The following is a 21,768-nucleotide window of genomic DNA, read 5'->3' as shown; positions in this document are numbered from 1 at the left end:
GGGTGGAGATCAGGACCCCTTGGTCCAGAAGATCGGGGTCTGGCTGGTGAAGGCGTTGGGGCCGTTGAAGTACTGCGGGCGCATGCGCTCGCGGTTGTCGCCCCAGATCGACTTCGGGCCCTCCGGGCCGGTCTGCGGCGCGGAGCCGGCCGCGGCGGCCAGCACGGCCACGACGGCCGCGACGTCCTCGGCCGACGGGTTGCCCTTCTCGAACCGGATGGCGGCGCTGAGCTTCTCGACGTCGGCCGCGCTGGCCTGCACCGGCTTGTCGTTCGCGCTCACAGCGGGATGTTCCCGTGCTTCTTGGGCAGGGTGGCGACCACCTTGCGCTCGAGCATGTTCAGCGCCGTGACGATCTGGCCGCGGGTGTGCGAGGGCGGGATGACCGCATCGACGTAGCCGCGCTCGGCCGCCACGTACGGGTTGACCAGCGTGTCCTCGTACTCCTGCTGCAGCTTCAGGCGCAGGGCCTCGACGTCCTCGCCCGCCTCGGCGGCCGCGGCGAGCTCCTTGCGGTAGACGAAGCCGACGGCGCCGGACGCGCCCATCACCGCGAACTGCGCGGTGGGCCACGCCAGGTTGATGTCGGCGCCCATGTCCTTGCTGCCCATCACGCAGTACGCGCCGCCGTAGGCCTTGCGGGTGACCACGGTGATCTTCGGGACGGTGGCCTCGCCGTAGGCGTAGAGCAGCTTCGCGCCGCGGCGGATGATGCCGTCGTACTCCTGGCCGATGCCGGGCAGGAAGCCGGGCACGTCCACCAGGGTGACGATCGGGATGTTGAAGGCGTCGCAGAAGCGCACGAAGCGGGCGGCCTTCTCCGAGGCGTCGATGTCGAGGCAGCCGGCCAGCTGGGTGGGCTGGTTGGCGACGAGGCCGACGCTGCGGCCGTCGATGCGGCCGAAGCCCACGATGATGTTCATCGCGCGCTGCGGCTGGATCTCGAGGAACTCGTCGTCGTCGAGCAGGCGGCGGATGACCTCGTGCATGTCGTACGGCTGGTTCGGCGAGTCCGGGATCAGCGTGTCCAGCTCGCGGTCCTCGTCGTTGACCGACTCCTCGATCGAGCCCGTGAGCGGGTCGGTCGGCACGAAGCGGGGCGCCTCGGCGCGGTTGTTCGAGGGGAGGTAGGTCATCAGCTCGCGCACGTAGTCGAGCGCGTCCTGCTCGCCCGAGGCGACGTAATGCGCCGTGCCGGACTTTGTCATGTGGGTCTGGGCGCCGCCCAGCTCCTCCTTGGTGACCTCCTCGCCGGTCACGGACTTGATCACGTCCGGGCCGGTGATGAACATCTGGCTCTCGTGATCGACCATCACGACGAAGTCGGTGAGCGCGGGGGAGTAGACGTGGCCGCCGGCGGCCGCGCCCATGATCACCGAGATCTGCGGGATGACGCCCGAGGCCTGGGTGTTGCGCATGAAGATCTTCGAGTACAGGGCGAGCGAGACCACGCCCTCCTGGATGCGCGCGCCGGCACCGTCGATGATGCCGACCAGCGGGCGGCCGGTCTTGGTGGCCAGGTCCATGACCTTGACGATCTTCTCGCCGTAGACCTCGCCGAGCGAGCCGCCGAAGACCGTCGAGTCCTGGCTGAAGACGCACACCTCGCGGCCGTCGATGGTGCCGTAGCCGGCCACCACGCCGTCGCCGACGGGGCGGCGGGCCGCCATGCCGAAGTTGGTGGAGCGGTGCTGCGCCAGCTTGTCGAGCTCGACGAAGGAGCCCTCGTCGAGCAGCGCCAGCACGCGCTCGCGGGCCGTGAGGCGGCCCTTCTCGTGCACCTTGTCGATCGCCGCCTGGCCCATCGGGGCCAGGGCCTCGGCGTCCTTCGCGCGGAAGGCCGCCAGCTTGCCGGCGGTGGTGTGGATGCTGGGCGCGGCGTCAGCGTTGTCACCGGCGCCGGAGGCGCCGTCGGTGGTGGAGGCACTCGTCATGCAATCGACTCTAACCAATAGAGTCGATTCGGAACCGCACTGCCCATCGATGGAGGAGGTCGTGGTGCTCCCCGATCAGACGGTGATCGCCGAAGCCGTGCGCGGCACGCGCTGGCACGAGGTCTCGGTGGTGCCCAGTACGGGCTCCACCAACGCCGACCTCGCCGACGGGGTCCGCGCGGGCGAGGAGCCCGGCCGCGTCCTCATCGCCGATGTGCAGACCGCGGGCCGCGGCCGCCACCTGCGGCCCTGGTCGGCGCCCGCCGGCACCCAGCTCTCCCTCTCCGTGACGGTGGCGGTGCCCGCCGCGGCCGCGCCCCGCGCGGGCTGGCTCTCGCTCGTGACCGGCGTCGCCGCCGTCGCCGCGGTGCGGGAGGTCACGGGGCTGACCGCCGGACTGAAATGGCCCAACGACGTGCTGCTGGAGCCCGCGCCCGGGGGCCGCGGCGGTAAGACCGCCGGCATCCTCTCCGAGCTCGCCACCGGGCCCGACGGTGCGCTCGTCGCCGTCATCGGCACCGGGCTGAACACGACCCTGGCCGCCGCCGACGTGCCGGTCGAGACGGCCACGTCGCTCCAGCTGGCCGGCGCCGAGAACCCGGACCGCACCGCCCTGGCCATCGCCTACCTGCGCCACCTCGACGCCGGGCTCGCCGCCTGGACCGACGACCCCGCCGCGGCCCGCGCCGACTACCTGGCCGTGTGCGTCACCGTCGGGCAGGAGGTGACGGTCTCGCTGCCGGCCGACGAGGTGCTGCGCGGCACCGCCGTCGACGTGGACGTCGAGGGCCGCATCGTGGTACAGGACGCGGCCGGAACGCGCCACGTGCTCTCGGCCGGCGACGTCACCCACCTGCGGCCGGCCTGATCGTGGGCTTCCCGGCCAAGGCCCTCGTCGACGACGAGCGGATCCTGCTGCACACGCGGCCGCAGGCCACCCGGATGATCGTCCCGGTGCTGGTCCTGTTCGCCGCGTGCGCCGCGGCGGGCGTCGCGCTCGGGCTGCTCGGCCGCGCTCGGCTCGACGGTGCGCTGCCCGACTGGTTGCTGCTGGCGATCGTCGTGGTGTGGGTGCTGATCGTCGGCTGGTGGACCGTACGGCCCTGGGCGGTGTGGCGCGCCACGCACCTGGTGATCACCGACCTGCGGATCATGTTCCGCTCCGGGATCGTGCGCCGCCGCGGCATCGACATCCCGCTGCGCCGGATCAACTCGGTGCAGTACCACCAAAGGCTCCTCGACCGGATGCTGCGCAGCGGCGTGCTCACCGTCGAGTCCGCGGGGGAGGATCCACTGGACTTCCCCGACGTGCCTCGCATCGCCGCCACGCACGCGCTGCTCGTCGACGCGCTCGACGACGCGGACGACGACCGCGGTCGCGACGGCCGTTCGGCGGAGTACCCTCGGCGCTCATGACCACGCGGGTGCTCCTGGCCGAGGACGACGAGGCGATCGCATCGCCGCTGGCCCGCGCGCTCTCGCGCGAGGGCTACGAGGTGGACGTCGCCGCCACCGGGACCGACGCCCTGCGCCGCGCCGTGGACGAGGAGTACGCGCTGCTCATCCTCGATCTCGGCCTGCCCGAGATGGACGGGCTCGAGGTGTGCCGCGAGGTCCGCGCTGCGCGCCCCGAGCTGGCGGTGCTCATGCTCACCGCCCGCACCGACGAGATGGACTTCGTGGTCGGCCTCGACGCGGGCGCCGACGACTACGTCGGCAAGCCCTTCCGCATGTTCGAGCTGATGGCGCGCACCCGGGCGCTGCTGCGGCGCAGCGCTCCGGCGCAGGACGCCCCCGAGGTGGTCGAGGCCGGCGGGATCCGGCTCGACGCCAGCGCGCGGCGGGTCACCGTCGACGGGGAGGACGTGGCCCTGGCGAACAAGGAGTTCGAGCTGCTGCGCTTCCTCATGGAGCACGCGGGTCGGCTGCTCTCGCGCGAGGAGATCCTCGCCGACGTCTGGGGCGATTCGGACCTGCGGGGCTCGAAGACCCTGGACATGCACATCTCCTGGCTGCGCCGCAAGATCGGCGACGATCCCGGATCGCAGCGCCGGATCGTCACCGTGCGCGGCGTGGGTTTCCGATTCGACGCGGAGTAGAAACGGCCGACTTCCCGTACGGGTTGCAGTTGCAACATATGCTCGCGCGGTGCACACCGTTGACCGCCCCGTCCTGACGCGGCGGACGGCCCTGCTGGGAGCCGCCGCCGCGATCACCGCCGCAGCCCTTCCCGCGCCGGTGCGCGCCGCTCCCGAGCGCACGCACGTCACCGCCCTCGTGATCGGCACCGGGTTCGGTGGGTCCGTCGCAGCGCAGCGCCTCGGCGCCGCCGGCGTCGACACGCTGGTCCTCGAACGGGGCCGCTCCTACCGGCTCGACGATCACGCCGAGGTCTACGCGCCCGGTACGAACCCGCTGCACCCCGACGCGCTGTGGGCGCCGGAACTCGGGCGGACCGGCGTGCTCGACGTCGACCTCGCCGGCACGCTGGCGATCCTGCGCGGCGCCGTCGTCGGCGGCGGTTCCGTCGTCTACTTCGGGGCCACCGTGCCCCCGCATCCCCGGTACTACGACAAGATCTTCCACTCGGGGCCGCGGTACCCCCAGCTCGCTGGGGAGTACCTGCCGCGGGCGCTGCGGAACCTGCGCGCGGCGCCCATCCCCGACGACGTGCGGGCCAGCCGCCCGTTCGCGACCCTGCGCCGGTTCGAGGCGTCGATGGACCGCGCCGGGTGGCGGTGCGAATCGGTGCCCTGCACGATGAACTGGGACGTCGTGCGCCGCGAGCTGCGCGGCGAGGTCCGGCCGTCGGTGACCGCCGGAGAGATGACCTTCGGCGTGAGCAACGGCGGCAAGCGCGAACTCTCGACCACCTACCTCGCCGCCGCGCTCGCGCAGCCCTCGGTGCGGCTGCGCACGCTGCAGCGGGTCACCGGCATCACGCAGGAGCGCGGACGGATCGCCGTGCACGTCGAGGAGCTGAACGGCGGCGGCGGGGTCGAGCGGCGTCGCGACTACACCTGCGATCAGCTCTACCTGGCCGCCGGCTCGTACGGCACGACCGAGCTGCTGCTGCGGTCGCGGCTCGCGGGCGGGCTCCCGAACCTCAACGAGCACGTGGGCACGCAGGTCGGTGACAACGGCAACCAGGTCGCGGTGCAACTGCGCGCCGACGGGCTCGGGCCGCAGGCCGGGGCCATCGCGACCTCGGCGTTCGTCGATGACGACGACGATCACCTGCCTGTGCGGGTCGAGACCATGGGCATGCCGCTGTCGATGCCGGCGATCCCCGTCTTCACCGTTCCGGCCGACTGGGAGAACCGGGCGTCCTGGACGGTGGTCGGTGGGGAGCCACGGCTGCTCGTGCCGCCGCTGGGGATCTCGGCCGACGCGGGCGCGGCGAGCGCGCGGGTGCTCCGCCGACTCACCGAGGTCGACGGCGGCCTGGCGCTCGCACCGCTGCCCGTCGCGGCGGGGCTCGGCGCCGACCCGGCGCTCGGCTTCGCGAACGCGGGCCTGCCGCCCACCGCCACCGCCCATCCGCTGGGCGGCGTTCCACTCGGTGCGGCCTCGGACGCCGAGGGCCGGTTGCACGGGCATCCCGCCATCCGGGTTCTCGACGGCGCCGGCATCCCCGGCAACGCGGGCGGGGCCAACCCGTCGCTGGTGATCACGGCCTTCGCCGAGTATCTGATGGACCGGGCGCTCGGCGCCTGATGCTCAGCGGGGCTCGGGCTCGGTGAGGGCGTGCGGGGGTTCGAGGTCGTCGCCCGCGCCCGCTGCGGGGAGGAAGACGGCGAAGGTTGTGGGCTTGCGGCTCTGCAGCTGCAGGCGGCCACCGTCGGCCTCGACGAAGGCGCGCGCGAGGGCCAGGCCCACGCCCGTGCCGTCGCCCGCCGAGTAGCCGCGCCGGAAGATGCGCTGGGCGTCGGCGTCGGAGATGCCCGATCCCTCGTCCGCGACGGTGATCTGCACGGTGTGTTCGCCGACCGGGCGCAGCGTCACCGTCACCTCGCCGCTGCCGTGCTCGAGCGCGTTGTCGACGAGCACGGCGACGGCCTCCCGCGTGCGTGTCGCCGTCGCCCGGGCGGTGAGCGGCGGACCGTCGGGCGGACGGACGGTGAGCCGGCGGCCGGCCCGGGCGAACGACGGCGCGAGGTCGGCGAGCAGCGGAGCGAGCTCCGCCCGCACGTCGACGGTGCCGCGCGCGGACCGCTCGACCCGCGACATGCGCACCATGTCGCCGACGGAGGAGGTCAGTCGGTCGACCTGGTCGAGGGCCGCCTGCGCCTCGGAGACCACCTCGGGATCGGGGTGCAGGGTCAGCTCGTCGAGGCGGATGTGGATCGCCGTCAGGCGGCTGCGCAGTTGGTGCGAGACGTCGCCGACGATCTGCCGCTCCCGCTGCAGGCGGTCGGCGATCTCCACGGTCGCGGCGTCCAGCACGTCGAGGACGCGGTCGAGCTCCTCGATGCCGTGCCGGTGCGGGTCGGGCCGGAAGTCGCCGCCGGCGAGGCGCTGCGCGCGGTGCGCGACCTCCTGTACCGGGTCCGCGACGCGGCTGGCGGTCACGGCGGCGACCACCACGCCCGCGGTGAGCGAGAGCACCATCACGATGAACTCGATGGTCAGCGCGCGGTACTGGTCGTCGCGGATCACCGAGTAGTCCTGCTCGATGCGCAGCAGGCCGGCGTCGCCGAGCGAGGTGCCCTCGGTCATCGCGTGCTGGAACGGCCCGCGGCCGACCGTGAGCTCGCGCGGCGTGCCGGTGCGATCGGTGTAGGAGAGGGTCAGCCGGCCCTCGGACGGGACCAGCAGGCGGAGCGCCTCGACCGGCGGCTCGTCGACGACGCCGGTGCGCTGCTCCTGCACCAGGATCTCCGACGAGGCCCGCTGCAGGCGGTGCTGCAGGTCCGTGCGGGCGGTGTCATCGAGCCAGCGCCACGTGTAGAACATGAGCGGTAGGCCGAGGAACAGGCCCGTGACCGCGACGACCGCGATCGTCGAGCGGAGGATGCGATGGCGCACGCCCGGAGGGCTCAGCGTTCGCCGGCGGACGTCGTATCGCCGGCGGCGGGGATGGACTCCTGGACCGGGGCGTCGCGCATGTCCTCGGGGAACGCGTAGCGGCGCAGCGCCCAGAACCGGAAGGCCATCTGCAGCAGGTTGCCCACGATGTAGTTGAGCACGAAGTCGACCACGATCAGCGTGGTCTTCGAGTCGACGTTGCGCAGGTCGAAGAAGTTGTTCGCGATGAAGATGGGCGCGGCCATGATGAGCACGCCGATGCCCGAGATGGCGAAGAACAGCAGCGCCTCGTGGTGCTTCTCCCTGCCGCCGCGGTGTTTGAAGCTCCACTCGCTGTTGAGGATGTACGAGAGGATCACGGCGCAGACGCCCGAGAAGATCTTGGCGACGGTGGGCTTGTCATCGAGGACCGTGAGGACCAGGCCGTAGAAGATGGCGAGGTCGAAGACCGCCGTCGTGCTGCCCACGATCGCGAACTTGATCAGCTCGTGGTGCTGCATGACGAGTCCGCGGAGCGGTGCCGGGGTGCGATCCAGGATCGCCTCGATGAATGCCACGTGCGCCACTCTAACGGAACCGTGAATCGTACCGCGGAGAGTGTGACGCGGTCGGAGCGGGGCCGCACGCTGTGCCGGGCACCCCCGGACTGTGGTGGACCTGCGATTATGGACGGGTGAGTGATGTTCAAACGCGCCGGTCGCGGCCCGTCGTGGCCATGGTCGGCGGCGGCCAGCTGGCCCGCATGACCCATCAGGCCGCCATCGCGCTGGGCCAGTCCCTGCGCGTGCTCGCCGCCGCGCCCGACGAGCCCGCGCCCCAGGTGTGCCCGGACGTGGTCCTCGGCGACCACGACCGGCTCGAGGACCTGCGCCGCGTCGCGACCGGCGCGCACGCGCTGACCTTCGATCACGAGGGCGTGCCCACCGAGCACCTGCTGGCGTTGCAGGCCGAGGGCGTCACGGTCAACCCGCCGCCACAGGCGCTGCTCTACGCGCAGGACAAGCTGGCGATGCGGCACCGGCTGACCGAACTCGGCGCCCCCGTGCCCGGCTTCGCCGAGATCGGCACCGTCGACGAGGTGCGGGCGTTCTGGGAGCGCTACCCCGGCGCCGTGGTGCTCAAGGCCGTGCGCGGTGGCTACGACGGTCGTGGCGTCTGGCTGCCGGACACCCTGGACGAGGCGCTGGAGGTGGCGAAGGCCCAGCTCGCCGCCGGAGTGCAGCTGCTGGGCGAGCAGCGGGTGGAGCTGGCCCGCGAGCTGTCGGCCATGGTCGCGCGCTCGCCCTTCGGGCAGGGCGCCACCTGGCCGGTGGTGGAGACGGTGCAGCGCAACGGCCAGTGCGCGGTGGTGCTCGCGCCCGCCCCGAACCTGTCCGACGCGGAGGCGTCCTTCGCCGAGTCCCTGGCGCTGCGGCTCGCCAACGAGCTGGGCGTCGTGGGCGTGATGGCGGTGGAGCTGTTCCAGACCCCGTCGGGCGAGATGCTGGTCAACGAGCTCGCGATGCGGCCGCACAACTCCGGCCACTGGTCGATGAACGGCTGCGTCACCAGCCAGTTCGAGCAGCACGTGCGGGCCGTCCTCGACTACCCGCTCGGCGGCACCGCCCCGACCGCGCCGCTCACCGTCATGGCGAACGTGCTGGGCGCACCGTCGGAGCCCGAGATGGGCGTCGACGAGCGGCTGCACCACCTCATGGCCCGGATGCCCGAGGCGCATGTGCACATGTACGGCAAGGAGGGGCGGCCCGACCGCAAGATCGGGCACGTCAACCTGGTCGGTGCGCCCGACGGCGACCGGAACGACCCCGACTACGCGGCGGAGCTGCGGGAGCGGGCGGAACGTGCGGCGCACTGGATGGCGACCGCGGAGTGGACCGATGGATGGAGTGAGCATGGCTGAGAACACCGGACCGCGCGTCGGACTGATCATGGGCAGCGACTCGGACTGGCCGACGATGGAGGCCGCCGCCGAGGCACTCGCCGAGTTCGGGATCCGGTTCGAGGTGGGCGTGGTCTCCGCGCACCGCACCCCCCAGCGGATGCTCGACTACGCCAAGGGCGCCGCGGACCGCGGCGTCGAGGTGATCATCGCCGGCGCCGGCGGCGCCGCGCACCTGCCGGGCATGGTCGCCTCCGCGACCCCGCTGCCCGTCATCGGCGTGCCCGTGCCGCTCAAGCACCTCGACGGCATGGACTCGCTGCTCTCGATCGTGCAGATGCCCGCCGGGATCCCCGTGGCGACGGTGTCCGTGGGCGGCGCCCGCAACGCCGGCCTGCTCGCCGTGCGGATCCTCGGCGCCGCCGATCCCTCGCTGCGCCAGCGCATGGTCGTCTTCCAGGAGAACCTGGAGAAGATGGTGCTCGACAAGGACGAGGCGCTGCGCAAGAAGCTCCTCGAGGGGTAGCCGCCTGCCGCCGTTGCGGCGCGGCGGCGGAGACGCGTCGCTAGCCTGTCCCCATGACGGGTCAGGTGCGCGTGCACAACTTCGCGATCTCGCTGGACGGCTTCGGGACCGGAGCGGACCAGAGCCGCGACGCGCCCTTCGGGCACGCCGGTGGATCTCTGATGCAGTGGTTCTTCGGCACCCGGCGGGGCGCGGCGATCCACGGACTGACCAGCGCGGCCCGCGGCGTCGACGACGCCTTCTCCGAGGCCTGGGACGAGGGGATCGGCGTGGAGATCATGGGGCGCGGCAAGTTCGCGCCCACGCCGGAGGTCCTCGCCGACGAGTCCTGGCGCGGCTGGTGGGGTGAGCAGACGCCCTTCACCACGCCGATCATCGTGCTCACCACCCGGCCCCGGCCCGCCTTCACCACGGCCGACGGGGTGGAGTTCCGGTTCCTCGACGCCTCACCCGCCGAGGCGGTCGCGGCGGCGCGGGAGATCGCGGGGGAGAAGGACATCCGCATCGGCGGGGGAGTGCAGACGGTGCGCGAGTTCCTCGCCGCCGACCTCGTCGATCACCTACATCTGGTGGAGGTGCCGATCGTGCTCGGCCGCGGCGAGCGGCTGTGGGACGGGCTCGAGGGCGTGCAGGAGCGGTTCGCGATCGAATCCACCGCCAGCCCCAGCGGCGTCGTGCACCGCGTCTTCACGCGCTCACTGCGCTGACCACCGGACGATCGCCGGCGTCGATCGTCACCCGGAACGGCGCGTGCTCGGTGAAGTGCGCCGGAAGCAGGAGCAGGCCCTCGTCGGCGCACCGTCGAAGGAGTTGCTCGCGGGTGGCCCGCGCGGTTTCGGGATCGGCGTCGCCGCCCTGGACGAGGTCCGGATGCAGGAGCTGGATCGGGTGGTGGATCGCGTCGCCGGCGACGATCGCGCCGCCCTCGGAGGAGCTGATCTCCACCGCGAGGTGCCCGTCGGTGTGGCCCGGGGAGGCGCGCACGATCACCTCCGTGTGGTCGTCGGCGGCGATGACCTCGCCGTCGTCCACCGCGCGCCAATGGCCCTCGCGCAGTACCGGGCCGACGCTGTCCACGTAGGTGCGGGCGAGATCGGCCATGACACCGTCGAGACCGTCGCCCGCTGCGAGCGACTGCAGGGCGATCAGATCCGCCCGGGCGAAGAGGTAGACGGCGTTCGGGAACGTCGGCCGCCACTGCCCGTCGACGAGCCTGGTGTTCCATCCGCAGTGATCCGGGTGCAGGTGCGTGCTGATGACGAGGTCCACGTCGTCCGGGGCGATCCCGGTCGCGGCGAGGCGATCGAGGTAGTCGGTGTCGAACATGTGATGCGGCAGCAGCGCGGGCCGCTCCTTGGCGTTGCCGTTGCCGGTGTCCACCACGATCGTCGTCTCGCCCAGGCGGATCAGATAGGTGTGGATCGCCAGCAGCAGATCGCCGGTGTCGGGGTCGATGTAGCCCGGGCCCAGGTCCGCCAGCGCCGCCTCGGCGAGGCCGTCCGGGATCGCGGGGAACAATCCGGCGGGCGGGAAGGCCCACCGGTCGAGCTCCGTGACCTGATCCACCTGTGCCGCGCCGAACGTCGTCGTGAAGGTCATGGCTCGATTGTCGTTCACATTCCGAAGGACCGCTCGTGCTGGGCGGAGCGGCGGTGGTTGTCCCCGGGAACAGGCGGACCGTCGGATATTGGTTACGTGCGACTAACTGACCCTCGGAAGGGCATGGATACAATCAGCGCGGACATAACACGTAGACGCTGATGGAGGCCCCCATGGCTGGCAACCCCGACTTCGACCTGTTCCAGCTCCCCGAGGAGCACGAGGAACTGCGCGCCGCCATCCGGGCGCTCGCGGAGCGCGACATCGCGCCGCACGCCAAGGACGTCGACGAGAAGGAGCGGTTCCCGCAGGAGGCCCTGGACGCACTGGTCTCGAGCGGCTTCAACGCCATCCACGTGCCCGAGGAGTACGAGGGCCAGGGCGCCGATTCGGTCGCCACCTGCATCGTCATCGAGGAGGTGGCCCGCGTCTGCGGCAGCTCCTCGCTGATCCCCGCCGTCAACAAGCTCGGCACCATGGGCCTGATCCTCAACGGCTCCGAGGAGCTCAAGCAGCACGTGCTGCCCTCGCTCGCCAACGGCGAGGCCATGGCCTCCTACGCCCTCTCGGAGCGCGAGGCCGGCTCCGACGCCGCGTCGATGCGCACCCGCGCCCGCAAGGACGGCGACGACTGGGTCCTCAACGGCTCCAAGTGCTGGATCACCAACGGCGGCAAGTCCACCTGGTACACCGTCATGGCCGTCACCGACCCGGAGAAGGGCGCCAACGGCATCAGCTCCTTCATCGTGCACAAGGACGACCCCGGCTTCTCCGTCACCGGCTACGAGCACAAGCTGGGCATCAAGGGCAGCCCGACGGCCGAGCTGGCCTTCGAGGAGTGCCGCATCCCCGCCATGCGCATGATCGGCGCCGAGGGCACCGGCTTCAAGACCGCGCTGCAGACCCTCGACCACACCCGCCCGACCATCGGCGCGCAGGCCGTCGGCATCGCGCAGGGCGCGCTCGACGTGGCGATCGAGTACATCAAGGACCGCAAGCAGTTCGGCAAGTCCATCTCCGAGTTCCAGGGCGTGCAGTTCATGGTCGCCGACATGGCGATGCGCCTCGAGGCCGCGCGCCTCATGGTCTACACCGCGGCCGCCCGCGCCGAGCGCGGCGAGAAGAACCTGGGCTTCATCAGCTCCGCGTCGAAGTGCTTCGCCTCCGACGTCGCGATGGACGTCACCACCGACGCCGTGCAGCTGCTCGGCGGCGCCGGCTACACGCGCGACTTCCCGGTCGAGCGCATGATGCGCGACGCCAAGATCACCCAGATCTACGAGGGCACCAACCAGGTGCAGCGCCTCGTCATGAGCCGCCAGCTGCTGCGCTGAGCCCGACGGGCCGATACCGGCTCGCCCACGGTTCGATAACGATCCGCCCCTCCCGCCCGGTCCGCACCTAGCCTGGACCGGACGAGAGGGGCGGACGTGCATCTGAGGACCGGTGGGCGCACGATCACGGCGATCGCGCTCGGCGCGGCCCTGACCGCGTGCACCCAGGACGGGGCGGTGACGGCGCCGTCGGGCATCGCGCGGCCGTCGGTGACGACGATGACCGGTGCGGCACCGCCGAGCTCCGCCCCGGCGCCGACGACGACCACCGCGACCGCCACCGCCGCCGCGCCCGCCGGCGCGTCGGTCGCCCCGGGGGAGACCATGCTCGCGGACCTGCGGACGGGCGCCCGCGACGGCGCCGACCGGGTGGTGCTGGAGTTCACCGGCCCGGTGCCGCCGTACCGCATCAGCCGGGAGGCGGGGCCCGTCGTGGACTGCGCGTCGGGCGCGACGCTCGGCGGACCGGGGCAGTACCTCGTGGTGCGGGCCGAGCCGGTGGGGATCTTCGACCACGACGGGGTGTCTCCGTACACCGGCGAGCGCACGGTCGCCGGACCCGGCGGCGCCGTCGCGCGCGCGATCATGACGTGCCACTTCGAGGGGCAACTGCAGGTCGCGATCGAGCTCGCCGGTACCGCGCAGCGCTACGCCGACTCGACCCTGACGGGGCCGGGACGCATCGTCGTCGACGTGCAGCGGTAGCGGCTCAGGCGACGCGCGCGGTCGCCTTCTCGACGCCGAACTTGTCCATCAGCTTCGCCGGGTCCGGGTTCGACACGTGGATCACCGACGCGGGCGCCGCGAACGGGGCCAGCAGGCCGTCGTAGAGGTCGTCGACGGAGCGCCACTCCCGGGTGGAGAGCACGCGGTCGCCCGCCGCGTAGCCGGCCGAGGCGGACAGGGCGGTCGAGCGGGCCAGCACGATCTCCGCGTCGTCACCCGCGAGCGCAGTGCCCGCGCCGCCGGGGGTGAAGGCGTCGGGGTGCACGCGCACCTCGGTGGTGTAGTCGTCGATGCCCGGGGGCAGGTCGGGCACGGCCATGCCGAAGGCGTCGAGGCCGACGGCGAGGATCTCGTCGCCCTCCGCGTCGTCCAGGCGATCGGGAGAGGCGAAGGTCACGTCGCCGGACTCGCCGAAGCGCACCTCGCAGCCGGCCCACCAGGCGCCGAACAGGATCCCGGCGGTCTGCCAGTGCGCCGGCAGCAGTACGCCGACGGGGTCGCCGGGGCCCAGCCCGTACTGGTCGCGCAGCAGATTCCCGCACTTGGCGGCCCAGTTGCCCAGTGTGATCGCCGAGAGCCCCATGCGGGCGCCGGTGGCATCGTCGTACCAGGTGAACCGGGGTGCGGCCCCGTCGGCCTGGACGATCGGCACGAGCAGCCGATCGGTCACCGTCAGTCCACGCACGGCACGCCCCCGTCCTGCTGGGCCGTGAAGCCGGGTTTGTTGAGCAGCGAGCTGATGCGCGCCGCCTCGCTCGGGTCGAGCGCCTCGGTCATGCCGGGCGGGATCGACGTGGTGGTCGCCGCGGAGTCGGAGTCGGAGCCCGAATCGCTCGACGACCCCGGGCCGGCGTAACCGTCCTGGATCAGGACCTTCACGTGCCCGGACTGCACGGTGCCGCTCGCGACCACCGGCAGCCCGCCGAGCAGTGCGGCGACGGCCTTCGCGCCCTGATCGTTGGCAGACGAGGCCAGCACCGCGCTCTTGGCGCTGGACGAGGACTCGGTCGACGAGGCGTTACCCGTGGAGCCCTGCGCGAAGCCCTTGCCGCCCAGGAACGTCGAGACGTTGCCGGCCAGGCCCGATGTGGTGCCCGCGTTCACCACGTCCACCGTGTAGGAGGAGCGGTTCACCGAGGGAACGGCCGGCGACGACTTCGTCGTGGGCTTCGGCTTGGCCTCTCCCGGCTTGTCGCCGAGCAGACCCGCGACGTACGCCTGCACCTGCTTCGGGTCGACGACCACCACGGACTGTGTGCCGTCGTCGCTCCAGCCGTCGTCGCGGACGACGGGCACCGTCGAGAACTTGATGTTGCCCGCCGAGAGGTTCGCCAACTCCTTCGCGAAACCCATCACGTCCCACTCCTGATCGAGCGTGACCGATGTGGTGAGCGCGTTCTGCAGCTGGCTGAGCTTGTTCGGGCTGGTGAGCGTGCCGGTGGAGAGGATCTTGCCGGCCAGCGAGGCCATGAAGACCTGCTGCCGGGTCACCCGGTCGAGGTCGCCGCGGGGCAGGCCGTGCCGCTGGCGCACGAAGCTCAGCGCCTGCGGGCCCTTGAGCGTCTGCTTACCGGCCTTGAACCGCGCGCCCGAGAACGGGTCGTTGACGGGCTTCTTGAGGCACACGTCGACGCCGCCGACGGCGTTGGTGAGGCGGGAGAATCCGACGAGGCCGATCTCCGCGTAGCGGTCGACGGAGACGCCCGTGAGGTTCGCGACCGTCTCGATCAGTGCCTTGCGGCCCTCCTCGTTGCCCTTCTGGATCGCGGTCTTCTCGTCGTCGCCGTTGGCCATCGCCTGGTCGCGGGTCACGTTCGCCGCACCCGCGAAGGCCGAGTTGATCTTGCCCTTGCCCTGATCGGGGATCGCGACGTAGGCGTCGCGCGGGATCGAGATCGCGGTGGCCGAGCGGCCGTCGTTGGGGATGCGGATCAGGATGATGGTGTCGGTGTTGAGCGTGCCGTCGTCGACGCCCGCGTTCAGTCGCGCCAGCTCCTGCTTGGTGAGCGGATTGCCCTTGGCATCGGTGCGCGAATCGGTGCCGACGAGGAGGATGTCGGTGGCACCGTCGGGCTTGGCCGCGATGCTCGGCCCGCGGACGATGTCGTCGGCGAAGCGCGACCACCAGAACCACGCGACACCCGTGACCACGAGCACGATCGCGGTGGTCAGCGCGAGCAGCGTCTTACCGCTGCGCTGCAGGCGCTCGCGGGTCTCGTCGTTCAGGTCGCCTGCGCCGGGCACGGCCCGGACGCGGGGCGAAGGCGCACCGTCGACGGCCTCGTTCTGGGCGCGCACGCTCCTGCGCCGCAGTCCCGACCGGGTGCGCGCGGTGCTGCGCGCGTCCGTGTCGGCGGCATCCTTGCGTCGCGCGCCGGCGCCCTGGGAATGGCGCGCGCCGCGTCGGCTGGGGCTGTCGGACACCCACCACTCCTCAACGTCGGGAAAGCGGGCCGTCTGCTTCGGCCCGCATGATCACATCTCCATAACGGTACCGACTCGCGACGCGGACCCACCGCAGACGCGGCCGTGACGTACCGTTCGCTCTGTGGAACTGGTGGTCACCGGCGCGGCCGGGCAAGTGGGGTCCGCCCTGGTCGCGGCGGCCGCGGCGCGGGGAATCGCGACGCGTGCGCTGGGTCGTGCACAGCTCGATGTGACTTCGCCACAGTCGGTCGCAGGGCTCGCCCTGGGCCCGTCGACGGTGCTCGTCAACTGCGCGGCACACACCGCGGTGGACGCCGCCGAATCCGAGCCGGACGCCGCCGCGGACCTCAACGCGGCCGCGCCCGCGCTGCTCGCGCAGCGCTGCGCCGCCACCGGCGCGCGGCTGGTGCAGGTCTCCACCGACTACGTCTTCGGGCCCGCCCCGGAGCCGCCCCGGCCGTGGGAGCCGACGGACCCGACGGGCCCGGCCGGCGTCTACGGGCGCACCAAGCTCGCCGGTGAGGAGGCGGCCCGCGCCGCCGACCCGCGGACCGTCGTGGTGCGGACCGCGTGGGTCTACACCGGTCGCGCCCCCGGCCCGGACGGCACGGACGGGTGGGCGCGGGACTTCGTCGGGACGATGGGGCGGCTCGCCGACGGCGGCGTCGACCCGAACGTCGTCGACGACCAGACCGGCTCGCCCACCTACGCCCCCGACCTGGCCTCCGGACTGCTCGACCTGGCCGTCCTGCTGGGGGAGGAGCCCGAGCGGCCCGGCGCGGTGCTGCACGCCGCCGGCGGAGGCTCCGCCACGTGGTTCGACCTCGCGCGCGGCGTCTTCGCGCGGACCGGCGCGGACCCCGCGCGGGTCACGCCCTGCACCACCGACGAGTTCCCCCGGCCCGCGCCGCGCCCGGCGTACTCGGTGCTCTCGCCCGCCGCGTGGGCGGCGTGGGGGCTCGCGCCCCTGCCCGACTGGGACGACGCGCTGGACCGGGCCCTGCGGCGGGCGGTGGGCGGCCCCGCCCCGCGCGACCGGTAACCTGACCGCGTGCCCGGAACCGACACCTCGCTGCCCACGATCGCCGTGGTCACCGTCACCTACTCGCCGGGCGAGCACCTCGAGAACTTCCTGGCCAGCATCGACGGCGCCTTCTCCGGTGCCGCCCCGCGCGTGCTCATGGCCGACAACGGCTCCGTCGACGGTTCCCCCGAGGCCGCCGACGCCGCCCACCTCGAGGCCGAGCTGCTGCGCACCGGCGCCAACCTGGGCTACGGGGGTGCGATCAACTACGCGGCGGCGCGGCTGGACCTCGACGCGATCGACTTCCTGCTCATCAGCAACCCCGACGTCGTCTTCGGGCCCGGCGCGATCGACGCCCTCGTCGAGGCCGCGGCGCGGCACCCCGAGGCCGGATCGCTCGGGCCCCTGATCCGCGACCCCGACGGCACCGTCTACCCGTCGGCGCGCGCCGTGCCCAGCATGCGGTTCGGGATCGGGCACGCGCTGCTCGGCACCGTCTGGAAGTCGAACCCGTGGACGCGGGCCTACCAGCAGTCGCAGGCCGAGGTCGCCGAGCGCGAGGCGGGCTGGCTCTCGGGCTCGTGCCTGCTCGTGCGGCCGGAGGCCTTCGCCGCGATCGGCGGCTTCGACGACCGCTACTTCATGTACATGGAGGACGTCGACTTCGGCGACCGCCTGACCCGCGCCGGCTGGCGCAACGTCTACGTCCCGACGGCGGAGATCGTGCACGCCAAGGGACACGCGGCGGGGAAGGTGCCCGAGCTCATGCTCCCGGCGCACCACGCCTCCGCGTACCGGTTCTTCGCCGACCGGCATCCCGGTCCGGCGGCCGCGCCCCTGCGCGCGGCGATGAAGGTGGGGCTGGCCGCGCGCTCGCGGATCAGTGTTCTCGCGGCGACGCGGAAACGAAAAGGGGAATGATGACCTCGGTGGATCAGGACGCCGGTGTGGACCTCAGCGACGTGGAGGCCGTGATCCTGGTGGGCGGCAAGGGCACGCGCCTGCGCCCGCTCACCCTCTCGGCGCCCAAGCCGATGCTGCCGACGGCGGGCAAGCCCTTCCTGCTGCACCTGCTCTCCCGCATCCGTGATGCGGGCATCCGCCGCGTGGTGCTGGGCACCTCGTTCAAGGCGGAGGTCTTCGAGGAGTACTTCGGTGACGGCTCCGAGCTCGGGCTCGAGCTGTCCTACGTGGTCGAGGACGAGCCGCTGGGCACCGGCGGCGGCATCCGCAACGTGCTGTCCGCGCTCAAGGCCGACGACGTGCTGGTCTTCAACGGCGACGTGCTCGGCGGCTCCGACATCCGTGCCGTCGTGCAGACGCACCGCGACAAGGACGCCGACGTCACGATGCATCTCGTGCGCGTGCCCGATCCGCGCGCCTTCGGCTGCGTGCCCACCGACGCCGACGGCCGCGTCACCGCCTTCCTGGAGAAGACGCAGGATCCGCCGACCGACCAGATCAACGCCGGCTGCTACGTCTTCAAGCGCTCGGTGATCGAGGAGATCCCCGCGGGCCGGCCGGTGTCCGTCGAGCGCGAGGTCTTCCCGTCGCTGCTCAACGGCGGTCGCAGGCTCTACGGGCACGTCGACTACGGCTACTGGCGCGACATGGGCACCCCCGAGGACTTCGTCGCCGGCAGCTCGGACCTCGTGCGCGGCATCGCCCCGTCGGCCGCGCTCGACGGCGGCCGCGGCGAGTGCCTCATCCACCCCGGCGCCTCCGTCGCGCCCGGCGCGCTGGTGATCGGCGGATCCGTCGTCGGGCGCGGCGCGGAGATCGGCGCGGGCGCCCGCCTCGACGGCGCCGTCGTCTTCGACGGGGTGCGGGTCGAGGCCGGCGCGATCGTCGAGCGCTCGATCATCGGCTTCGGCGCGCACATCGGCCCGCGGGCCCGCATCCGGGAGGCCGTCATCGGCGACGGTGCCTCCGTGGGCGCGCGCTGCGAGCTGCTGCACGGAGCGCGCGTGTGGCCCGGCGTGGAGCTGCCCGACGGCGGCGTGCGGTTCTCGACGGACGTCTAGCCATGGCTGACTTCCTGCGGTACGTGGCGATCGGGGACTCGTTCACCGAGGGCGTCGGCGACCCCGACCCGACGGGCACCCACGAGTACCGCGGCTGGTCCGACCGGGTCGCCGAGGTGCTGGCGGCGCGCTCCCCGGACTTCGGGTACGCGAACCTGGCGATCCGCGGCAAGAAGATGGACCAGATCGTGGCCGAGCAGGTCGATCAGTGCCTGGACCTCGGACCCGACCTGGTGACCGTGTACGCGGGCGCGAACGACCTGATCCGGCCCTCCGTCGACGTGGACGCGGTGGTCCGCGTGTACGACGAGATGCTGGGGCGGCTCGCGGACTCCGGCGCGACCGTCGTGGTGTGGACCGCGGCCGACACGCACGGCGGCGGCCTGTTCGGGGCGCTGCGCGGCCGGTTCGCCATCTACAACGAGCTCGTCCGCGAGATCGCGGCCGACCGGAACCTGGTGCTGCTCGACTACTGGCGGATGAAGGAGTACCGGGACCTGCGGATGTGGGAGTTCGACCGGATCCACATGTCCGTCCCCGGGCACCTGCGCATGGCGATCGCGGTGCTCGACGTGCTGGGCGTGCCGCACGATCTGGAGGTCCCGGACCTGGGGCCCGAGCCGGTGATCACCCCCGCCGAGGACCGCGAGATCAAGCGGAAGTGGCGGCGCGAGTTCGCCTACCCGTGGATCTCCCGGCGCGTGCGCGGCATCTCCACCGGCGACGGCCTGCCGCCGAAGTACCCGACGTTGCTGCGGCCCGTCGGGGTCTCGGCGGACCGATAGTCTTTCCTGGCCCCCATGCGCGCGGCGCATGGGTGGCAAAAGAGCAGGTCAGTGACTGTTTCTCCGGATCCCTTCACGTTCCGCGCATGGCTCGGCGCCGGCGAGCGATCCCTCCTCGCCGCTCGTCGCGTCCTCATAGCGTCGTTCACTTTTCATAACGTTGCAACGCTATGAAGAAGCAGGACCGACCTGTGGACCGCGGTCCGGGCAGCGGATGTCATCTGAACAGGGCGTCGCGAGCGACTTCGACACGACCTACGGGGCACGAAGACGCCGTGGTTTTCGGCGACTGCATCGCAGGTGGGCGGCGCGCCGATTCCGCAGGCACGTCGATCGCCACCGATTCCGCTGGAGATGTCCGTTGTGCCACGGGTGGTCACGATTGCCTAGCCCGTGAACGACATCCACGGCGCCCGGCGACCCCCGGATCTAGCCCTCCGGGACGAAGGCCTTCGCCGCGGCGACGAGGCCGCCGCCGAGCGGCAGGATGACGGGGAGCAGGTTCTCGTCCGCAGCGATGATGCGCGTGGCCTCGCGGGCGGCGAAGGCCTCGTCGTCGTAGGCCTCGGGATCGGGGATGCGGTAGCCCGCGTCGCCCAGGTTCACCACCACGACGCCGCCGGGGCGGAGCAGGCGCACCGCGTCGATGACGTAGCGCGGGTGATCGACGGGCTCGCCGTCGAGGAAGATGAGGTCGTAGGCGGCGTCCGCGAGGCGGGGGAGCACGTCGAGGGCGTGGCCGTTGATCAGGCGCGTGCGGTTCGCGGCGACCCCGGCCTGCTGGAAGCCGATCCGCGCGGCCGCCTGGAACTCCTGCTCCGAGTCGATGGTGGTGAGCACGGAATCGGGGCGCATGCCCGAGAGCAGCCACAGGCCGCTGATGCCCGCGCCGGTGCCCACCTCGACGACCGATTTCGCGCCGCCCGCGGCGGCGAGCACCGACAGCAGCGCCCCGACGGACGGCGAGACCGCGTCGACCCCCAGGTCGGCGGCGCGCTCGCGGGCCGAGGACATCGCCTCGTCCTCGACGATGGCGTTCTCGGCGTACGTGACGAGGGCGGATGCGGCGGATTCAGACACGCCGCAATGGTAGCCGGTCGCCCACCGGTCACCGTGCCGTGACACAACCGTCACCGACCGCGATGCATGCACAGGTAACACTCAGGGAGGAATCAGCGCTCCCACACCGCGGCAGGGAAAGGTATCGGTCAGTGAAGAACGACCCGGCGTGCGATCCACGATCGTGGGAACAAATCGGACGCCCCGGGAGTTCTGTCAGGTAAGAGCCACACCGTCCGGTGCTGGCACGAGGAGGAGCGCATGGCCCTGGCCCGCAAGGCCGGACCCCGGCAGGAGTCGCAGCCCGAGGCTGCGTACGCGACGTTCGACGACGAACGTGCTGCTGAACCCGCAGGTACCGCCGCATTCGATGCGTCCGGTGACCGTTCCGACATGCCCACCTGGGACGAGCTCGTCCGCGAGCACGCCGACCGGGTCTACCGCCTCGCCTACCGGCTCTCCGGCAACGCGCAGGACGCCGAGGACCTCACGCAGGAGACCTTCATCCGCGTCTTCCGCAGCCTGCAGAGCTACGAGGCCGGCACCTTCGAGGGCTGGCTGCACCGCATCACCACCAACCTCTTCCTCGACATGGTCCGCCGCCGCAACCGCATCCGCATGGAGGCGCTGCCCGAGGACTACGAGCGCGTCCCGTCGAGCGATCCGGACCCCGGCCAGATCTACGCCGACGCCAACCTCGGGCCGCAGCTGCAGAACGCGCTGGACGCGCTGGCGCCCGAGTTCCGTGCCGCGGTCGTCCTTGCTGACATCGAGGGGCTGAGCTACGAAGAGGTCGCGGCCACGCTGGGCGTCAAGCTCGGCACCGTGCGTTCGCGCATCCACCGCGGCCGCAAGTCCATCCGCGAGGCGCTGGCCAACCAGGGCCTGACCAGCAGCGCGGCGCTCGCCTACTGAGAACGCCCGTCGCTGCGGCGGGGAACTGCGGGCCGACTCCGATCGTTGAACTCGTGAGTGCAGGTACTGTGGCGAGAGAACCGCGGTACGGCCGCCGGACCGAGCAGAGGAGGGGAGCGTCGTGGAGCACCTCAGTGGCAGTTTCAAGCGCGTCTTCGCCCGCCGCCCGGGCGAGTTCTCGTCCACCGAACACCTCGCGTACGAGGCTGTCGTCGCCTTCGTCGACGGCGAGCTCCGGATGAACGCGCACCTGCGCGCCGGTACCCACATCGCCGAGTGCGCCACCTGCGCGGCCGAGGTCGACGCGCAGCGTCAGGTCCGCACCGCCCTGCGCGAATCGGGGGAGATCACCGTCCCGCACCGCCTGCTCGGCCAGCTCTCCCAGATCCCCACGGCGTGCCACGGCCCGCAGCCCTTCGAGGGCTTCCCCACGTTCACCCCGGAGCCCACGCGACGCGACGAGCGCAACAAGCGCGGCCGGCGGCGGAACGCTCGGTAGATTCGCTGA

At 72.1% G+C, this 21,768-nt stretch carries 23 protein-coding genes; 15 read left to right on the top strand and 8 right to left on the bottom strand.

From position 1 onward, the window contains the following. Window positions 1–9 precede the first annotated feature (9 nt). Window positions 10–282: an acyl-CoA carboxylase epsilon subunit gene (locus tag BLQ62_RS17745; protein ID WP_068568212.1), complete on the bottom strand. Its 273-nt coding sequence runs from the start codon at window positions 280–282 to the stop codon at window positions 10–12. Next, on the bottom strand, window positions 279–1,934 hold the full coding sequence (locus BLQ62_RS17740; RefSeq protein WP_068528976.1) for an acyl-CoA carboxylase subunit beta: 1,656 nt from the start codon (window positions 1,932–1,934) through the stop codon (window positions 279–281). The genes BLQ62_RS17745 and BLQ62_RS17740 overlap by 4 nt, the downstream gene beginning before the upstream one ends. Before the next feature lie 49 nt (window positions 1,935–1,983). Here BLQ62_RS17740 and BLQ62_RS17735 point away from each other — a divergent pair, with 49 nt between their 5' ends. Genes BLQ62_RS17735 through BLQ62_RS17720 form a run of 4 tightly spaced genes read left to right on the top strand, consistent with a single transcriptional unit; the run spans window position 1,984 to window position 5,651 of the window. Next, the gene (locus BLQ62_RS17735; protein ID WP_068528979.1) at window positions 1,984–2,802 is read left to right on the top strand and encodes a biotin--[acetyl-CoA-carboxylase] ligase; all 819 of its coding nucleotides are present in this window, start codon (window positions 1,984–1,986) and stop codon (window positions 2,800–2,802) included. A gap of 2 nt (window positions 2,803–2,804) precedes the next feature. Continuing rightward, on the top strand, window positions 2,805–3,350 hold the full coding sequence (locus BLQ62_RS17730) for a PH domain-containing protein (protein WP_068568213.1): 546 nt from the start codon (window positions 2,805–2,807) through the stop codon (window positions 3,348–3,350). Beyond that, on the top strand, window positions 3,347–4,033 hold the full coding sequence (locus BLQ62_RS17725; RefSeq protein ID WP_068568214.1) for a response regulator transcription factor: 687 nt from the start codon (window positions 3,347–3,349) through the stop codon (window positions 4,031–4,033). Before BLQ62_RS17730 ends, BLQ62_RS17725 begins: the two co-directional genes overlap by 4 nt. A 49-nt stretch (window positions 4,034–4,082) precedes the next feature. Next, on the top strand, window positions 4,083–5,651 hold the full coding sequence (locus BLQ62_RS17720; protein WP_068568215.1) for a GMC family oxidoreductase N-terminal domain-containing protein: 1,569 nt from the start codon (window positions 4,083–4,085) through the stop codon (window positions 5,649–5,651). A 3-nt stretch (window positions 5,652–5,654) separates the two neighbouring features. On the opposite strand, the gene BLQ62_RS17715 is transcribed toward BLQ62_RS17720, so the two are convergent. Continuing rightward, the gene (locus BLQ62_RS17715; protein ID WP_068568216.1) at window positions 5,655–6,962 is read right to left on the bottom strand and encodes a sensor histidine kinase; all 1,308 of its coding nucleotides are present in this window, start codon (window positions 6,960–6,962) and stop codon (window positions 5,655–5,657) included. A gap of 11 nt (window positions 6,963–6,973) precedes the next feature. Continuing rightward, window positions 6,974–7,519: a GtrA family protein gene (locus tag BLQ62_RS17710; protein ID WP_114653210.1), complete on the bottom strand. Its 546-nt coding sequence runs from the start codon at window positions 7,517–7,519 to the stop codon at window positions 6,974–6,976. A gap of 116 nt (window positions 7,520–7,635) precedes the next feature. On the opposite strand from BLQ62_RS17710, the gene BLQ62_RS17705 reads away from it, so the two are divergent. The 3 genes from BLQ62_RS17705 to BLQ62_RS17695 are packed head-to-tail and all read left to right on the top strand — an operon-like array spanning window position 7,636 to window position 10,074. After that, window positions 7,636–8,862 carry a 5-(carboxyamino)imidazole ribonucleotide synthase gene (locus BLQ62_RS17705; protein WP_269451332.1) on the top strand — a complete coding sequence of 409 codons (1,227 nt, stop codon included), beginning with the start codon at window positions 7,636–7,638 and terminating at the stop codon, window positions 8,860–8,862. Then, window positions 8,855–9,367 carry a 5-(carboxyamino)imidazole ribonucleotide mutase gene (purE, locus tag BLQ62_RS17700; RefSeq protein WP_114653204.1) on the top strand — a complete coding sequence of 171 codons (513 nt, stop codon included), beginning with the start codon at window positions 8,855–8,857 and terminating at the stop codon, window positions 9,365–9,367. The genes BLQ62_RS17705 and purE overlap by 8 nt, the downstream gene beginning before the upstream one ends. Window positions 9,368–9,420: 53 nt before the next feature. After that, window positions 9,421–10,074 (top strand): dihydrofolate reductase family protein, encoded by a 654-nt coding sequence (locus BLQ62_RS17695; protein WP_068568217.1) that lies wholly within the window; start codon window positions 9,421–9,423, stop codon window positions 10,072–10,074. Here the strand turns inward: BLQ62_RS17695 and BLQ62_RS17690 are convergent. Continuing rightward, window positions 10,055–10,966, bottom strand: coding sequence for an MBL fold metallo-hydrolase (locus tag BLQ62_RS17690; RefSeq protein ID WP_068568218.1), 912 nt, complete (start codon window positions 10,964–10,966; stop codon window positions 10,055–10,057). The two genes, BLQ62_RS17695 and BLQ62_RS17690, sit on opposite strands and share 20 nt — an antisense overlap. Window positions 10,967–11,139: 173 nt before the next feature. Here BLQ62_RS17690 and BLQ62_RS17685 point away from each other — a divergent pair, with 173 nt between their 5' ends. Next, window positions 11,140–12,300: an acyl-CoA dehydrogenase gene (locus BLQ62_RS17685; protein WP_068568355.1), complete on the top strand. Its 1,161-nt coding sequence runs from the start codon at window positions 11,140–11,142 to the stop codon at window positions 12,298–12,300. 96 nt (window positions 12,301–12,396) lie between these two features. Continuing rightward, window positions 12,397–13,005 (top strand): AMIN-like domain-containing (lipo)protein, encoded by a 609-nt coding sequence (locus BLQ62_RS17680; RefSeq protein ID WP_068529011.1) that lies wholly within the window; start codon window positions 12,397–12,399, stop codon window positions 13,003–13,005. A gap of 4 nt (window positions 13,006–13,009) precedes the next feature. On the opposite strand, the gene BLQ62_RS17675 is transcribed toward BLQ62_RS17680, so the two are convergent. Both BLQ62_RS17675 and BLQ62_RS17670 read right to left on the bottom strand, forming a co-directional pair. After that, on the bottom strand, window positions 13,010–13,711 hold the full coding sequence (locus BLQ62_RS17675; RefSeq protein WP_170842923.1) for a TIGR03089 family protein: 702 nt from the start codon (window positions 13,709–13,711) through the stop codon (window positions 13,010–13,012). Further along, on the bottom strand, window positions 13,699–15,450 hold the full coding sequence (locus BLQ62_RS17670; RefSeq protein ID WP_082756835.1) for an LCP family protein: 1,752 nt from the start codon (window positions 15,448–15,450) through the stop codon (window positions 13,699–13,701). Before BLQ62_RS17670 ends, BLQ62_RS17675 begins: the two co-directional genes overlap by 13 nt. 124 nt (window positions 15,451–15,574) lie before the next feature. Here BLQ62_RS17670 and rfbD point away from each other — a divergent pair, with 124 nt between their 5' ends. From rfbD to BLQ62_RS17650, 4 genes are read left to right on the top strand one after another with little or no spacing between them, the layout of a single operon-like run. Beyond that, window positions 15,575–16,495, top strand: a complete 921-nt coding sequence (gene rfbD, locus BLQ62_RS17665; RefSeq protein WP_068568219.1) for a dTDP-4-dehydrorhamnose reductase — start codon at window positions 15,575–15,577, stop codon at window positions 16,493–16,495. 9 nt (window positions 16,496–16,504) lie between these two features. Further along, window positions 16,505–17,398, top strand: coding sequence for a glycosyltransferase family 2 protein (locus tag BLQ62_RS17660; protein ID WP_231857712.1), 894 nt, complete (start codon window positions 16,505–16,507; stop codon window positions 17,396–17,398). Beyond that, a complete protein-coding gene (gene manB / locus BLQ62_RS17655) occupies window positions 17,398–18,501 on the top strand; it encodes a mannose-1-phosphate guanylyltransferase (RefSeq protein WP_068529016.1) in 1,104 nt (367 codons plus the stop codon). The genes BLQ62_RS17660 and manB overlap by 1 nt, the downstream gene beginning before the upstream one ends. A 2-nt stretch (window positions 18,502–18,503) precedes the next feature. Continuing rightward, complete coding sequence (locus BLQ62_RS17650; protein ID WP_068529020.1) at window positions 18,504–19,286, top strand: SGNH/GDSL hydrolase family protein; 783 nt, start codon at window positions 18,504–18,506, stop codon at window positions 19,284–19,286. Window positions 19,287–19,715: 429 nt separating this feature from the next. Here the strand turns inward: BLQ62_RS17650 and BLQ62_RS17645 are convergent, their stop codons facing one another. Beyond that, window positions 19,716–20,366 (bottom strand): O-methyltransferase, encoded by a 651-nt coding sequence (locus BLQ62_RS17645; protein WP_068568220.1) that lies wholly within the window; start codon window positions 20,364–20,366, stop codon window positions 19,716–19,718. 240 nt (window positions 20,367–20,606) lie between these two features. Here BLQ62_RS17645 and sigE point away from each other — a divergent pair, with 240 nt between their 5' ends. Together sigE and BLQ62_RS17635 are read left to right on the top strand one after the other, a co-directional pair. Beyond that, window positions 20,607–21,260 carry an RNA polymerase sigma factor SigE gene (gene sigE / locus BLQ62_RS17640; RefSeq protein WP_068529029.1) on the top strand — a complete coding sequence of 218 codons (654 nt, stop codon included), beginning with the start codon at window positions 20,607–20,609 and terminating at the stop codon, window positions 21,258–21,260. A 121-nt stretch (window positions 21,261–21,381) separates the two neighbouring features. Continuing rightward, on the top strand, window positions 21,382–21,759 hold the full coding sequence (locus tag BLQ62_RS17635) for a hypothetical protein (RefSeq protein WP_068529032.1): 378 nt from the start codon (window positions 21,382–21,384) through the stop codon (window positions 21,757–21,759). Window positions 21,760–21,768: the final 9 nt, after the last annotated feature.

Source organism: Tsukamurella pulmonis, assembly GCF_900103175.1.
GTDB lineage: Bacteria > Actinomycetota > Actinomycetes > Mycobacteriales > Mycobacteriaceae > Tsukamurella > Tsukamurella pulmonis.
Note: the sequence above shows the minus strand (reverse complement) of the source record. Positions and strands in the feature narration are given on the sequence as shown.

Excerpts from the sequence above, each read along its gene's own strand:
- BLQ62_RS17740 (WP_068528976.1), bottom strand. The coding sequence starts at position 1,934 with ATGACGAGTGCCTCCACCACCGACGGCGCCTCCGGCGCCGGTGACAAC.
- BLQ62_RS17735 (WP_068528979.1), top strand. The coding sequence starts at position 1,984 with ATGGAGGAGGTCGTGGTGCTCCCCGATCAGACGGTGATCGCCGAAGCC.
- BLQ62_RS17725 (WP_068568214.1), top strand. The coding sequence starts at position 3,347 with ATGACCACGCGGGTGCTCCTGGCCGAGGACGACGAGGCGATCGCATCG.
- purE (WP_114653204.1), top strand. The coding sequence starts at position 8,855 with ATGGCTGAGAACACCGGACCGCGCGTCGGACTGATCATGGGCAGCGAC.
- BLQ62_RS17695 (WP_068568217.1), top strand. The coding sequence starts at position 9,421 with ATGACGGGTCAGGTGCGCGTGCACAACTTCGCGATCTCGCTGGACGGC.
- BLQ62_RS17690 (WP_068568218.1), bottom strand. The coding sequence starts at position 10,966 with ATGACCTTCACGACGACGTTCGGCGCGGCACAGGTGGATCAGGTCACG.
- BLQ62_RS17685 (WP_068568355.1), top strand. The coding sequence starts at position 11,140 with ATGGCTGGCAACCCCGACTTCGACCTGTTCCAGCTCCCCGAGGAGCAC.
- manB (WP_068529016.1), top strand. The coding sequence starts at position 17,398 with ATGACCTCGGTGGATCAGGACGCCGGTGTGGACCTCAGCGACGTGGAG.
- BLQ62_RS17650 (WP_068529020.1), top strand. The coding sequence starts at position 18,504 with ATGGCTGACTTCCTGCGGTACGTGGCGATCGGGGACTCGTTCACCGAG.
- sigE (WP_068529029.1), top strand. The coding sequence starts at position 20,607 with ATGGCCCTGGCCCGCAAGGCCGGACCCCGGCAGGAGTCGCAGCCCGAG.